This is a genomic window from Nocardia donostiensis (genome assembly GCF_002081715.1).
In the GTDB taxonomy this organism is placed as follows: Bacteria; Actinomycetota; Actinomycetes; order Mycobacteriales; family Mycobacteriaceae; genus Nocardia; species Nocardia donostiensis.
Genome location: NZ_MUKP01000027.1, coordinates 72,526 through 86,475, shown reverse-complemented (window position 1 = coordinate 86,475; position 13,950 = coordinate 72,526). Strand labels below are relative to the sequence as shown.

Sequence of the window (13,950 nt, the reverse complement as noted above, 5' to 3'; positions counted from 1 at the left end):
AGCCGACCGAACCCACCGCGGCGCCGACGACCCTGCCGACGTCCCCACCGGTGACGCCGTCCTCGGTGGCCACGCTGCCGATTCCGGTTTTTCCTCCCGAGACCGATACCGGTGGGCAGAGCCCGGATACCGGTGGGCAGAGCTCGCCGTCCACTGTGGATCAGTCTCCCGCTATTCCTACGGGGACGACGGGCAGCAACTGACCTTCGTCGAAGCCGGCTATTCCCTGGACCGATCGCCTCGGGGATCGGTTTTCGATAGGTCCCGCTGAGGGCTTCGTCTTTCGGAGTCTTTCGGAGCCGTCGGCTCGGCATCGTCCCCGAGCTGTGAATTGTCTCGGAACGGGAGTTGAGCCCGGCCGCGGTCAGGCCGGGTTTTTCGTACCGAGCGCAAGCGGTGCGTGCAGTAGAGACGCATATGCGCGATATGTGATGTTAATCACAATCTGATCCACTGTGCGTGAATGTAGCGTGTGGGCGTAAGGCATCGCCGACCGAGCCGAGTGGCTGCATCTCAGCAGACGGACGTACCTTGTCTACTGAGTAGGCCCAGCTGCCGGCAATCCGGCTGCTGGGCGATCTCAGCTGTCGAAGGCGTCGAACCCGTCGCCGTGCAACGCCTCGTTCATCGAAGCGTCGGCGTAGCCGCGGCAGTAATCCCAGGTGACGTACGCTTCCGGCGTCGGATCATAGGCCGGTTCGTGCGGGCGCACCGTGCCGTCGACCAGTAGTTGCAGCAGGTTGGCGCGCAACATGTCCCAGTCGTGGTAGTGATCCTGCCTGCAGTCCTCACAGCTGACCACTAGGCCACGGATACCACGATGGGCCAACAGCGCCTCGTATACCGCGAGGTCGGCGAGATCCTCCTCGACCGCGAGGCGCTCGTGAGGATCCAGCGGTTCCCCCGGCTCGATGGCATCGAGCGCGGCGGACGGGTCGGAGGGGTCTCCGGCGAACGGATCCGGCGGCAAGCCAGGTGGTAGATGGTCACGCACATCCCCACGGTACGCAGAACAGGGCGGTCTGCGCCAGCTATGCGCGCCGCCAGTTTCAGCGATGGCCTCGCTTGGTCGGGTGATCACCCGGGCAGATACGATGTTTCCAGGCGCCGACGACTTCCCGACACGGGCCACCAGCGGCGGTGGTCGAACGGAGCCGCAGTCCATCCCAAGTAACAGTCCGCCAGATCCGTCATACCGGTGTGGCGCTGTCGACGTCCAGGAGGGGTCGATCCGAATGAGTAATCCCGTAACGGGCGAACGAGACGTTGTCCGCCCCCATACGGGTGGTGACGATCCGAACAAGATCGCCATGCTCGGCCTGACGTTCGACGATGTGCTACTGCTGCCCGCCGCATCGGACCTCATTCCCAGTTCGGTGGAGACCTCCAGTCAGCTCACCCGCGAGGTCCGGTTGCGCACCCCGCTGGTCAGCTCGGCCATGGACACCGTCACCGAGGCCAGGATGGCTATCGCGATGGCGCGCGCGGGCGGTATGGGCGTGCTGCACCGCAATCTTTCCGTCGCCGACCAGGCGAGCCAGGTGGAGACGGTGAAGCGGTCCGAGGCCGGGATGGTGACCGATCCGGTCACCTGTCGTCCGACCGACACCCTTGCCGAGGTCGACGCGATGTGTGCGCGCTTCCGCATCTCCGGTCTGCCGGTAGTGGACGAGACGGGTGCGCTGGTCGGGATCATCACCAACCGCGATATGCGGTTCGAGGTGGATCAGAACCGCCGTGTCGCCGATGTGATGACCAAGGCCCCGCTGATCACCGCCCAGGAAGGTGTGACCGCGGAGGCAGCGCTCGGTCTGCTGCGCAGGCACAAGGTGGAGAAGCTGCCGATTGTCGACGGCGACGGTAGGCTGCGCGGTCTGATCACCGTCAAGGACTTCGTCAAAACCGATCAGTACCCCAACGCAACCAAGGACCGCGACGGCAGGCTGCTGGTCGGCGCGGCCGTCGGTGTCGGCGACGATGCCTGGTCGCGCGCCATGACGCTGGCCGATGCCGGTGTCGATGTGCTGGTGGTCGACACCGCGCACGGCCATCAGGTGCAGGTGCTGCAGATGGTCACCAAGGTGAAGGCCGAGGTCGGCGACCGTATTCAGGTCGTCGGCGGCAATATCGCCACCCGTGCGGGTGCCACAGCGCTGGTCGAAGCGGGAGCGGACGCGGTGAAGGTCGGTGTCGGCCCCGGCTCGATCTGCACCACCCGGGTCGTCGCCGGTGTCGGTGCCCCGCAGATCACCGCGATCATGGAAGCGGTCGCGGTGTGTAAACCGGCCGGTGTCCCGGTGATCGCCGACGGCGGCATCCAGTTCTCCGGCGATATCGCCAAAGCGATTGCCGCGGGCGCGTCCACCGTTATGCTCGGTTCGCTGCTCGCGGGCACCGCGGAGTCCCCCGGTGAGCTGATCCTGGTCAACGGCAAACAGTTCAAGAGCTATCGCGGTATGGGCTCGCTGGGTGCCATGCAGGGCCGTGGTCAGGTCAAGTCGTTCTCCAAAGACCGCTACTTCCAGGACGACGTACTCGCCGAGGACAAGCTGGTCCCCGAGGGTATCGAGGGCCGGGTGCCGTTCCGCGGACCCGTCAACCAGGTGATCCACCAACTCGTCGGCGGCCTCCGCGCCGGTATGGGCTACACCGGCGCCCAGACCATCGCCGAACTGCAGGAAGCGCAGTTCGTGCAGATCACCGCCGCGGGGCTCAAGGAAAGCCATCCCCACGACATCACCATGACGGTCGAGGCACCGAACTACACCGGCCGCGGGTGAGCTCCTCCCCGGGTTTGCGTACCTTCCGCGTTCGGCTCCGGGCGGGCACGGGTTGGTGGTGAGCTTCGCTCGGCTGTGCCATTCAGGTGTGCTGCCCTGAGGGGTGGGGAACGTGGCCGGCCGTTGGGTGTCCGCCGAGTGCGGTGTGGTCGATCCGTGACGTCTATTGCCGTCGCAGCTGCCGTCTCCGACAGCGCTTCAATGGTGCTGCCGGGACTGAGGGCACACACACCGCCCCAGCAGGCGGTCGGCCGCCAACGGATCAAGTCGACGGGTAGAAGGACGCGCGCTGGCGGTGTCCAGCGAGCGGCCCCACCGCGATATGCCGGCGTGGAGTTCGGGCAGCGATACGACAAAGCCCCCATCGCTGCTGTGCTGAAACTCATACCCCAGTGCCTGCCGACACTCCAGCTCGGAACGCACCATCTGAGCCGGCCTGTGAGATGTGTATGGTTCAGATACGGGACTCGCACAGCTGACCAGCTGATAAGCAACCCTGCCCGCGCGAGTCTTACGAGCGCCGTTCGCGGCCCGGCTCGTGTTTCCTTGCCCGCAGCTAGGAGCGCCGGGGCGGACGGACGTCCGACCCTCGCGCATGCGCCGAAGGCGTGAGTCGCGGGCACGGAAACGCGAGCCCTAAGGGGCCGCGAACCGCCGCGCCGGAGGCGCGGCCAATAAACACAGGAGATGCGCGTGCGCGACATGGTCGAGATCGGTATGGGCCGGACGGCTCGGCGTACCTATGAGTTGGATGATGTCGATATCGTCCCGTCGCGGCGGACTCGTTCGGCGAAGCAGGTGTCGCTGGCGTGGCAGTTGGACGCCTACCGGTTCGATATCCCGTTTTTGACGCATCCGACGGATGCGTTGGTGTCGCCGGAGTTCGCCATCGAGCTGGGCAAGCTGGGTGGTTTGGGCATCATCAATGGGGAGGGGTTGTGGGCGCGGCATGCGGATGTGGCCGCGAAGATCGAGCAGTTGCTGGAATTGGCCGGTAAGGGCGGGTATAAGCGTGCGATCGCGTTGCTGCAGGAGTTGCATGCGGCGCCGATGCAGCCGGATCTGCTGGCGGCGGCGGTGGCGCAGGTGCGTGCCGCGGGTGTGACGGTGGCGGTGCGGGTGAGCCCGCAGAACGCGCAGGCGTTGACTCCGGCGCTGGTGCAGGCGGGGATCGATCTGCTGGTGGTGCATGGCACGATCATTTCGGCCGAGCATGTGGGCGATGGTGAGCCGTTGAACCTGAAGACGTTCATCGCCGAACTGGATGTGCCGGTCGTGGCGGGTGGGGTGAGTGATCATCGGACTGCCCTGCATCTGATGCGTACGGGAGCCGCGGGTGTGATCGTGGGTTGCGGTTCGTATCCGGGTGCGACCACCACCGGTGAGGTGCTGGGTATCGGCGTGCCTATGGCGACGGCGATCGCGGATGCCGCGGCTGCTCGGCGGGATTACCTGGACGAGACCGGGGGTCGCTATGTGCACGTCATCGCCGATGGCGATATCATTACGTCCGGTCGGTTGGCGAAGGCGATCGCGTGCGGTGCGGATGCCGCGATGATCGGTGTGCCGTTGGCCGCGGCTGCCCAGGCTCCGGGGCGTGGCTGGTATTGGCCGGCGGCGGCGGCGCATCCTTCGGTGCCGCGCGGGTTGCTACTGCGGGTGGACGATCCGTGGGAGTTGGGTGCCTCGGAGGCCGGTGAGCCGGTGCGGCCGAGCCTGGAGCGGGTGCTTTTCGGTCCGTCCGATGACCCGTTCGGGTCGTTGAATCTTGTTGGGGGACTGCGTCGTTCGATGGCGAAAGCCGGGTATTCGGATCTGAAGGAGTTCCAGAAAGTCGGCTTGAGCGTCAGGGCCTGATGTCGCCTGCGGCGGGAGCGACGGGCCCGGAGGCGGAGTGTGACCACGCAGAGCCCCGCGAGCGCCGCCGATCAGCCCAGCGGCGGGAGCGACGGGCCCGCAGGTGGTAGCGGAGCGTGACCACGCAGGGCCCCGCGAGCGCCGCGAAGCGAAGACAGCCCGCGCGGTGAGATGCGGCGGGCCCGCAGGAATCCTCGGATGGCCTGGTTCACCGGTTCCGGGTGGGTGATGGTGACCCCGGGCCTGCCGCCGTCGATTTCCAGGTACATCGAGCCGGGGATCTCGCGGGCGAGGTGCTCGGCGCGTTCGCGGGCGATTCCGCTGGCGGTGGCGTGCACAACCAGTGCGGGGCAGGCGATTTCGGTGAGCCGTTCGGTGACCGATTCCCGGTCGAGCAGGCAGCCCGCGGCCATTTCGATACCAGTGCTGTCGTGGTCGAGCCACCGTTGTGACCAGGTGTGCCGGTGCCGGTCGTCGTCGCCGATGAGCCACTCGGCCAGCCGTTCGACTGCTTGTGCACGGGTGTTGTCGTCGTACCATTCGTCCAGGAAGCGCCGGGTATGTGTCCATTGTTGGGGGACGCAGCCGTGTGCTTCGGTGCTGATCAGGATCAGCGCCGATACCCGTTCGGGAGCCAGCAGCGCGGTGCGCAGCGCGGTGAAGCCGCCTTGGGCGCTGCCGCCGACGACGGCGCGTTCGGCGCCGAGATGGTCGAGCACGGTCAGTGCGTCGCGGGCCGCGGTCCAGTAGGTGAACGGTAGTCCGCGGTCGCGGGTGCGGCCATGACCGCGGGCGTCCCAGGTGACGATGCGGAACTCCGGTGCGAGCGCTGCCTTCTGTGCGGCGAACATGGTGTGGTCCATGAAGAATTCGTGCGCCAGCAGCACTATCGGCCCGTTGCCGCCGGTGTCCTCGTAGTGGATGTCGGCATCGATCGCGTGAGCGAATGGCACGGATAGAGGATAGCCACGCACTGCCGGGGTGTGTCGGCCGTTTTCCTGGCTCACTAGACTGTGCGGGTGACGCAAACCCAGAGACCCGTCCTCGTTGTCGACTTCGGTGCGCAGTACGCGCAGTTGATCGCCCGCCGGGTCCGCGAAGCGAGTGTCTACTCCGAGGTGGTTCCGCATACCACGTCGGTGGAGGAGATCGCCGAGCGGCGGCCGCAGGCGGTGATCTTGTCCGGGGGGCCTGCCAGCGTGTACGCCGAGGATGCGCCGCGGCTGGATCCGCGTCTGTTCGAGCTGGACGTGCCGGTTTTCGGGATCTGCTATGGCTTCCAGGCGATGGCACAGGCGCTGGGTGGCACCGTCACCAATACCGGAACGCGCGAGTACGGCCGCACCGAACTCGATAGCGACGGTGGGCTGCTGCACGGCGGTCTGCCGTCGGTTCAGCCGGTGTGGATGAGTCATGGCGACGCGGTGACCGACGCGCCGGAGGGTTTCGAGGTCACCGGCACCACTCCCGGCGCCCCGGTTGCGGCTTTCGAGCATCGCGCCCGCCGCTTGGCGGGCGTGCAGTACCACCCTGAGGTGCTGCATTCGCCGCATGGGCAGCAGGTGCTCAGCCGGTTCTTGCATGAGATGGCTGGGATTCCGGCGAAGTGGACTCCGGCCAGTATTGCCGAGACGCTGATCGAGAACGTGCGCGCGCAGGTCGGTGCCGGGCACGCGATCTGCGCGCTGTCTGGCGGCGTTGACAGCGCGGTCGCCGCGGCGCTGGTGCAACGCGCCATCGGCGACCGGCTGACCTGTGTGTTCGTCGACCACGGCCTGTTGCGTGCAGGGGAGCGTGAGCAGGTGCAGCAGGATTTCGTTGCCGCGACCGGAGCCAGGTTGGTGACCGTGGACGCGGTGGGCAAGTTTCTGGGTGAGCTGAAGGGGGTTACCGACCCGGAGGAGAAGCGCAAGATCATCGGCCGCGAGTTCATTCGCACCTTCGAGGACGCTGTCTCGGAGGTTGTCGGCGAGCACACCGTCGACGGCGCGGTGCCTGAGGTCGAATTCCTGGTGCAGGGCACCCTGTACCCGGATGTGGTGGAATCCGGCGGGGGCAGCGGCACCGCGAACATCAAATCGCACCACAATGTGGGCGGGCTCCCGGAAGATCTGGAGTTCGAGCTGGTCGAGCCGCTGCGGCTGCTGTTCAAAGATGAGGTGCGCGCGGTCGGCCGGGAGCTGGGTCTGCCCGAGGAGATCGTGGCCAGGCAGCCATTTCCCGGGCCGGGGCTGGCGATCCGCATTGTCGGCGAGGTCACCGAGGACCGGTTGCAGACGCTGCGCCAGGCCGACGCCATCGCGCGCGAGGAACTCACCGCCGCCGGCCTGGACAGCCAGATCTGGCAGTGCCCGGTGGTGCTGCTCGCCGACGTGCGCAGCGTCGGAGTGCAGGGCGACGGCCGCACCTATGGGCATCCGATCGTGTTGCGCCCGGTCACCAGCGAGGATGCGATGACTGCCGATTGGACGCGGCTGCCCTACGAGGTGCTGGAGCGGATCTCCACCCGCATCACCAACGAGGTGCCCGACGTCAACCGGGTGGTGCTCGATGTGACGAGCAAACCGCCGGGCACCATCGAGTGGGAGTGACCGCCCCGCGATTCAGCGGCGTTTACCTGGGGCAACCACCAGCAGCAGACCGACGATGATGGCCCCGGCGATCAGGATCCAGCCGACCGGGATCATGCCCGCCGTGGACCACACTGTCGGGCCTGCCAGTGTCCAGACGCTTAATGCCAGCGCGAGCAGGCCGATGAGCAGCAGCGGTAGTGCTGTTCCGTCGCGGGATGTGCGGTATGTACTCCGGCGGTCTTGTCGGTGGGTGTTGGGGTCAGCCACGGCGCACCTCCGCTTCTCCAGCTGAGACGTCGACGTTCAAGGTCAGTACGGGGGCGTCGCCGCCTGGCCCGATCAGCCCGTCGGGGCAGTGGGCTTCGCCCATGCGAACCGAGCAGCCTGCGCGGACGTTCATATTCTCCGGCACCAGCACAAGCGCCTCGCCCATCCGCACCGAGACGTCGACGCTGCGGTTTTCGGTCAATTCGAGGGTTCGCAGGTCGAGGGTGCCCGAGCCCATGGTGACGGTGTATTCCGGCTGCAAGTCGGCAACCGTGACGGGAGCCCAGGTCCGTTCGCCCATGGCGGCGTTGTCGAAGTCGATCGGCCCGATCATCGAGGCCAGCACGACGAATACGGCCAGCGGGACGGCCGCCGTCACCAGGCCGTAGCCGCGGCGCGTGAACGCACCGAATACCAGGCCGATACTGACCACTGCCAGCGCGACGGCTGCGATGCGGCCCGGGGTCATCCAGTCCACTCCGGCGGCGGCTGCTGCGCCCGCGCCCGCGGCGGCGAGCATGGCCAGGCCGAGCACCACCGGGGTGAACCGGGAGCGCGGTTTTTTCGGCGGTCGTTCGGCGACGGTTCGGGTGGGGGCTGGTGCGGGGAGGTTCCAGGCCAGCGGCGCGGCGCCGAGCGGGTCCCAGGACGGCGGGGTGCGGCCCTGGGTGGCTGTCGGGGTGGAGGGTACCCGGGGTGCAGACGGACCTGTTGTTGCCGTCTTCTCGAACCGTACGGTGCTGCTCGTTATCGCTTCCGTCGCGCTGGTCCCCGATTCAGCGGATCCACCCGGCACGCTGAGAACGGCTGTCTCGGTCGCCGAGCCGGATCGATCGGATTCGATCTGCGCGGCCCTGTTGTCGGCGACCACGTCTCCTACCTGCCTGCCGCCCGCGTCGCCGCCTGGGTTGCCGGTTGCGTCGCTGCTTGGGGTGCCGGTCGTGTCGCCGCCGGGCCAGCCGGTTGCGCCGCCATCTGCGTTGCCCATGTTGCCGTCCTCATCCCTGTTGCCTGCCATGTCTCCGGTCGCCTCGCCGTCCGGCTCCTGCCCGATTCGGGCTGTATCTGCCGTCCAATCGACGTCCTGATCGTCGTCGGGTCCCGAGTTCGGGTCGTCGCCGTGCACTGAATTCTGTTCGCTGCGGGGGGTGTTCAGGTCGTCGACGTGCGGGAGGCTGCCGCCGACCGCGGCGGTCGTGGCGGGACGGACGTTCTGACCCGGGATCGGCGTGGTGTCGGACGCTGAGCTGCCGGGGTGACTCCCGGAGGTCGCTGAATCGATGCCGGTCGGGTCAGGCGTTGGTGTTTCTGTGCCTCGCGGAGAGTGGGTTTTGTCGAGTACGACAGCGTCGGAAGCGGTCGGTGAGGTATCCGGCACGTAGCGGTCGGGGAGTTTGGTGTACGGCGTGTACTGGCCGTAGAAGCCCGGGCTTTGACCGGCCGGCGGGAACACGGCTCCCGGGTACCCGGTACCGGTGAAACCGCCGTCAGTCGCGCCGAAAGCGGGTGCGGGCGGTTCGGGGGTGCGCATGTGCAGCATCCACCAGGCCGACAGCATCAGCGCCACACCGATTACGCCCGATCCGCCGAGCCCGACCCCGACCGGCCCCATTGTGCTCACCGCAATGGCCAGCGCCACCACCAGCACGACCGTTTTGGTTTGCGATTGCGAGCTGTGGCCCTTGCCGATCAGCGCCTCGGCCGCCGAGGACTGGTCGGCGCCTTCGCGGCACAGCAGCCATGCGAGCAGGTAGAGCACGAGGCCCGCGCCGCCGAAGATTGTCGACACCACGAACGCGACCCGTACCAGCACGGGGTCGACGCCGTAGCGTTGTCCGAACCCGGCCGCGACACCGGCGATCGGTCCCTGCCGCGGCAATCGAACCGGACGTGTCTGCCACATCTGCTGCACCTGATCGCCGAAGCTCGTCTTCGTCATGCACCCATGTTCCGCTCAGACGGCTTGTCCGCGCATCGGGGTGAACCCTGAAAACTCCTGATCGCTCCTTGCGAGCGTGCGCAGCGATACCCCGCTGGTACCTCGCCGTCCGCTGCGGTGGACGAGGCCGAATTCACCCGGCTGCTCGCCGCGGCACTCGCGCGATCCATACCGCGGCGGGCAATCGATCAACCTCGCCGGGCACCGACTCAGGAGTCATGATGGAACTGCCCTCACTGCCGAGCAACAGCAGTCCCGGCCTCCGGGCAGAGAGCGGGTACCTGTCATGGGAATATCCGGTGCCGAAGTATCTGCGTCACGCCCGCATGGCGACCCGCCATGAGGCACCAGCCGACGCCAGAAGCTGCTCATCGGCCGCGCCGAGACCGGTACCGACGTTTCCGCTGATTCTTTGGAAAGGAACCCGCTCATGGTTACCCCGCAGCGTCCGCTCGATTTGTTCGGCGTCGAGGAACTGATCGACGACGAAGACCGCGCCCTCCGCGACACGGTGCGCGATTTCACTGCCGACCGGCTGCGCCCGCACCTGGCCGACTGGTTTGAGAACGCCTCGATCCCCGCTCGGGAACTGGCGCGTGAGCTCGGCAAACTCGGTGTGCTCGGTATGCACTTGGACGGCTACGGCTGCGCGGGAACCAGCGCCACCGCATACGGGCTGGTCTGTATGGAGCTCGAAGCCGCCGATTCGGGATTGCGCAGTCTGGTCTCGGTGCAGGGCTCGCTGGCCATGTTCGCCATCTGGCGGTGGGGTTCGGAGGAGCAGAAGCAGGAGTGGCTGCCGCGGATGGCAGCAGGCGAGGTCGTGGGTTGTTTCGGTCTCACCGAGCCGGATTTCGGTTCCGATCCCGGCGGGATGCGCACTTTTGCCCGCCGCGACGGTGCGGACTGGGTGCTCAACGGCACCAAAATGTGGATCACCAACGGTTCCGTCGCCGATATCGCGGTGGTGTGGGCGCAGACCGACGACAAGATCCGCGGGTTCGTCGTACCCACCGATACTCCTGGCTTCTCCGCCCCGGAGATCACCAGGAAACTGTCGCTGCGAGCCTCGGTGACCAGTGAACTCGTGCTCGACGACGTCAGGTTGCCCGCCGCGGCGATGCTGCCGGAGGCGCGGGGCCTGTCCGGGCCGCTGTCCTGCCTGAGCGAGGCCAGGTACGGGATCGTCTTCGGCGCGCTCGGCGCGGCCCGTGACTGCCTGGAGACCGCGATCGCCTACACCCAGGACCGCACCATCTTCGGCAAACCGTTGGCCGGCTACCAGGCGACCCAGCTCAAACTCGCCGATATGACGCTCGAACTCGGTAAAGGCATGCTGCTCGCGCTGCGGCTGGCAGCGCTGAAGGATGCGCATGAGCTCCGGCCGGAACAGGTCAGCCTCGGCAAGCTGAACAATGTGCGCGAGGCGCTGGCCATCGCCCGCGAATGCCGCACCCTGCTCGGAGCCAACGGCATCAGCCTCGAATACCCCGTCATGCGGCATGCGGCGAATCTCGAATCGGTGCTCACCTATGAGGGGACCTCGGAAGTGCATCAGCTCGTCATCGGCCAGCAGCTGACCGGGCATCCTGCATTCCGGTAACCGTCGTTCTCGCTACCAGCGAGAACGACGGAATCCCCCTTCCGAGTCGATTACCTGGCCGACCACCCAGCGGCCGGCGTCGCTGATCAGCCAGGCGATGAGGCGGGCGGGGTCGTCCGGCTCGCCCACCCGGCCGCGCGGGAAGGCGCGTCGCACCTCCTCGACCATCGACAGGTCCAGATCGGTGGTGGTGGCCGTCAGGAAACCGGTATCCACCGGTCCGGGATTGACGGTGTTGAGCAGGATGCCGCGCTCGATCAGCTCGGCGGCGACCGTCTGGGTCATACCCGCCAGCACCGATTTCGCCGCCGCGTAGGCGACCTCGATGCGCGCCGGGCCCAGATGCTGTCCCGAAGTCATCCAGATGACCCGGCCCCGGTCCGGGACCTCGCCTTGCTCCGGGCGGTACCGGCGGGCGAACGCCTGGGTGAGCAACAGCACCGACCTCGCATCGACAGCCCAGTGGCCGTCGAGCATCGTGGTGTCGATCTCGAACAGCGAGCCATCGCCGCCGCTGCGGGCGTGGTTGGCGACGAGCACGTCCACCTGTCCGAACTCCGCGACCGCGTCGTCGACGACCTGCTGCGGCGCGTCCGGGTCGGCGAAGTCGACGCTGCGCCCGACCACCCGGGTGGTATCCGCCAGTTCGCGGTACAGCTCGTCGATATTGTCGGCACCCCACGGCTGCTCCCGGTCGTGGGGCACCCAGTGGGTGAGATACAGCTGCGCGCCCATCGCCGCCAGCCGTCGCGCGACCGCGAAGCCGATCCCTTGCCTGCGGCTGACCCCGGTGACGATCGCGACGCGCCCGGACAGATTCGACTCAGGAAACATGCATACATTCCAGTGCCGGGCCGAGCAGCGGGCAACCGGTTTCCCGCATCGACGTTCCACCGGCCTGCGAGCTGTACAGGCACTCGCTACGGCGGGTACTGCGGGCCCACGCGAGGAGTCGGCCAGTGCGCTGTGATCGGAAAGCGGTACACGTCCATGTGGTGGGCGCTCTGCGCCGAGCACGCCACAGCGCCATATGGTTGGAACCGATCGACCGCTGGCGGTGAGAACACCCCGTGGTCGGCTACAGACCGTGGGGTCGGCACACCACCGGTGAGCGGCACCGATGGGCCGTCTCGGTTATACAGTCCACGGTTTACGCAGCTCACCGCGCTGCCTGACGGCCTGGACGCAGGAAGGTGTCCGTTGACCGATGCCGAGCGACGTAGGGCGGAAATCAGGGTTCTTCCCCATGGCTGCGGTGATGGCAGGCATGCCAGTATCGGAAGTATGTACCCGTCTGTGCCAGCGTTCGACTCACGGGGATTCGGTGCCGTGCGGGAGGTGGATCCTGCGGCGCGGGGGCGGCTGGTGCGGCGCTCGGGGGGACGGGTCATCGGTGGTGTGGCCGGGGGGATCGCCGACCATCTCGGGGTCGACGTGTTCAAGGTGCGGGTTGCCTTCGTGCTGTTGTCCGCGCTGGCGGGGGCGGGCACTGTCGCCTACGGGCTGCTGTGGATCTTCACTCCGGGAGGCTCGGACGAGCGGCAGGTTTCCGGGCAGGAGCGGCGGCAGGCGATCGGGCTGGCGCTGCTCGGGCTCGGGCTGTCGGTGGCGGTGTCCTGGGTGCTCAGCGGGACCGCGGCGAAAGCTGTCGCACCCATCATCGTGGTCGCGGTCGGCGCCGCTCTGGTGTGGCGCGAATACGATGCAGATGGGCCACGGTCGCTGCTCGGGCTGCCCGCGCGGCCGTCGGTGGTGACCTGGTCGCGCATCGTGGCGGGAGCCTTGCTCATCGTGGCCGGTCTCGCGGTGGTGGTGCTGGCCAGGATCGATCTGAATTCGCTCGGGTCCGCGCTGCTGGCCGTGGCGGTCACCCTGATCGGTGCGGGTCTGCTGACGGTGCCGCTGTGGCTGCGCATGATGCATGCCCTCAACGCCGAACGCGCCGCCCGCATCCGCAACGAGGAACGCGAAGAGATCGCCTCCCACCTGCACGATTCGGTTTTGCAGACGCTGGCGCTGATCCAGCGGCAGGCAGGCGACCAGCAGGAGGTGCTGCGGTTGGCGCGCAGCCAGGAACGCGAACTGCGCCGCTGGCTGTTCGAGGACACCGGTCCGACCCACTCCAGCCTGGCGGTGGCGTTGCGCACCATCGCGGGCGAGGTCGAGGACGATCACGGGGTGAAGGTGGCGCCAGTCACCGTCGGCGATGTGTCGATGGACGGCGGCGACACCGGTTCCGGGCTGCCGAAAGAGCATTTCACCGCGATCCTCGGGGCGACAAGGGAAGCATTGGTCAATGCCGCCAAACATGCAGGCGTTACGGAGATCGACCTGTTCGCCGAGGTGGAGCCACATCAGGTGAGCGTGTTCGTGCGCGACCGCGGTGCGGGATTCGATCCGGCCGAGGTCCCCGCGGACCGGCAGGGGGTTGCGAAATCGATTCGCGCCCGCGTGGAACGCCGCGGCGGGCAGGTGGAGATCCTGTCCACACCGGGGCGCGGTACCGAGGTGCGGATCACTCTGCCGCGCACCGACTCCGAAGAGCAGCGCGAACAAGCCGAACCGGCCCGCGGTGATCCCGATGACGACGGGCGCAACACCGGCGACCCCGCCGAGGGGAACGGCACGGCCACCGTATTCGAAAACCGCACCGAGTATGTGCGAGCTCCTGGCGCGCATTCGTGATCTGCATTTCGTGCGAGTGAATCAGCAGCAATGCGAAACCCGGCCAGGCGGCCTACGACGAGAACCTGCGGCCGTGGCGCCGGAGAAAGTGTGCGCGTGTTCGACGTGGAGCGTGCGGCTGCATGGTCGGCGGGCACGGCCGTGTGCGTAACCGGGCGGACCAGTGGCCGCAGGTGTGGTACCGATGACAGGGAATGGTCCCGGATGCCGGGGCGCGGTGGCGGCGGCCGGAAACGGCTGCCGGTG

At 67.4% G+C, this 13,950-nt stretch carries 10 protein-coding genes; 5 read left to right on the top strand and 5 right to left on the bottom strand.

The features are described 5' to 3' along the window. Positions 1-580: 580 nt before the first annotated feature. On the bottom strand, positions 581-994 hold the full coding sequence (locus tag B0T44_RS17850) for a DUF5319 domain-containing protein (protein WP_077116817.1): 414 nt from the start codon (positions 992-994) through the stop codon (positions 581-583). Positions 995-1,235: 241 nt separating this feature from the next. Between B0T44_RS17850 and guaB the strand changes: the two genes are divergently transcribed. Continuing rightward, a complete protein-coding gene (guaB, locus tag B0T44_RS17845; protein WP_081512257.1) occupies positions 1,236-2,780 on the top strand; it encodes an IMP dehydrogenase in 1,545 nt (514 codons plus the stop codon). A gap of 693 nt (positions 2,781-3,473) precedes the next feature. Next, the gene (locus tag B0T44_RS17840) at positions 3,474-4,637 is read left to right on the top strand and encodes a GuaB3 family IMP dehydrogenase-related protein (protein WP_077117004.1); all 1,164 of its coding nucleotides are present in this window, start codon (positions 3,474-3,476) and stop codon (positions 4,635-4,637) included. A 71-nt stretch (positions 4,638-4,708) separates the two neighbouring features. Here the strand turns inward: B0T44_RS17840 and B0T44_RS17835 are convergent, their stop codons facing one another. Then, positions 4,709-5,590 carry an alpha/beta fold hydrolase gene (locus B0T44_RS17835; RefSeq protein WP_081512256.1) on the bottom strand — a complete coding sequence of 294 codons (882 nt, stop codon included), beginning with the start codon at positions 5,588-5,590 and terminating at the stop codon, positions 4,709-4,711. 66 nt (positions 5,591-5,656) lie between these two features. Here B0T44_RS17835 and guaA point away from each other — a divergent pair, with 66 nt between their 5' ends. Beyond that, positions 5,657-7,228 carry a glutamine-hydrolyzing GMP synthase gene (guaA, locus tag B0T44_RS17830; protein WP_175648014.1) on the top strand — a complete coding sequence of 524 codons (1,572 nt, stop codon included), beginning with the start codon at positions 5,657-5,659 and terminating at the stop codon, positions 7,226-7,228. Positions 7,229-7,240: 12 nt separating this feature from the next. Here guaA and B0T44_RS17825 read toward each other — a convergent pair whose 3' ends face one another. Further along, a complete protein-coding gene (locus B0T44_RS17825; RefSeq protein WP_077116814.1) occupies positions 7,241-7,477 on the bottom strand; it encodes a hypothetical protein in 237 nt (78 codons plus the stop codon). Beyond that, a complete protein-coding gene (locus tag B0T44_RS28715; protein ID WP_077116813.1) occupies positions 7,470-9,416 on the bottom strand; it encodes a PspC domain-containing protein in 1,947 nt (648 codons plus the stop codon). The genes B0T44_RS17825 and B0T44_RS28715 overlap by 8 nt, the downstream gene beginning before the upstream one ends. Before the next feature lie 430 nt (positions 9,417-9,846). Here B0T44_RS28715 and B0T44_RS17815 point away from each other — a divergent pair, with 430 nt between their 5' ends. Beyond that, a complete protein-coding gene (locus B0T44_RS17815; protein WP_077116812.1) occupies positions 9,847-11,019 on the top strand; it encodes an acyl-CoA dehydrogenase family protein in 1,173 nt (390 codons plus the stop codon). 12 nt (positions 11,020-11,031) lie between these two features. Here the strand turns inward: B0T44_RS17815 and B0T44_RS17810 are convergent, their stop codons facing one another. Continuing rightward, positions 11,032-11,853, bottom strand: a complete 822-nt coding sequence (locus B0T44_RS17810) for an SDR family oxidoreductase (RefSeq protein WP_077116811.1) — start codon at positions 11,851-11,853, stop codon at positions 11,032-11,034. 450 nt (positions 11,854-12,303) lie between these two features. Between B0T44_RS17810 and B0T44_RS17805 the strand changes: the two genes are divergently transcribed. Continuing rightward, the gene (locus B0T44_RS17805; protein WP_081512255.1) at positions 12,304-13,704 is read left to right on the top strand and encodes an ATP-binding protein; all 1,401 of its coding nucleotides are present in this window, start codon (positions 12,304-12,306) and stop codon (positions 13,702-13,704) included. The last annotated feature ends 246 nt before the right edge of the window (positions 13,705-13,950 follow it).

What these genes read in the sequence shown, in the direction of transcription:
- B0T44_RS17810 (WP_077116811.1), bottom strand. Translation starts at nt 11,853, where the DNA reads ATGTTTCCTGAGTCGAATCTGTCCGGGCGCGTCGCGATCGTCACCGGG.
- B0T44_RS28715 (WP_077116813.1), bottom strand. Translation starts at nt 9,416, where the DNA reads ATGACGAAGACGAGCTTCGGCGATCAGGTGCAGCAGATGTGGCAGACA.
- guaB (WP_081512257.1), top strand. Translation starts at nt 1,236, where the DNA reads ATGAGTAATCCCGTAACGGGCGAACGAGACGTTGTCCGCCCCCATACG.
- B0T44_RS17805 (WP_081512255.1), top strand. Translation starts at nt 12,304, where the DNA reads ATGTACCCGTCTGTGCCAGCGTTCGACTCACGGGGATTCGGTGCCGTG.
- B0T44_RS17815 (WP_077116812.1), top strand. Translation starts at nt 9,847, where the DNA reads ATGGTTACCCCGCAGCGTCCGCTCGATTTGTTCGGCGTCGAGGAACTG.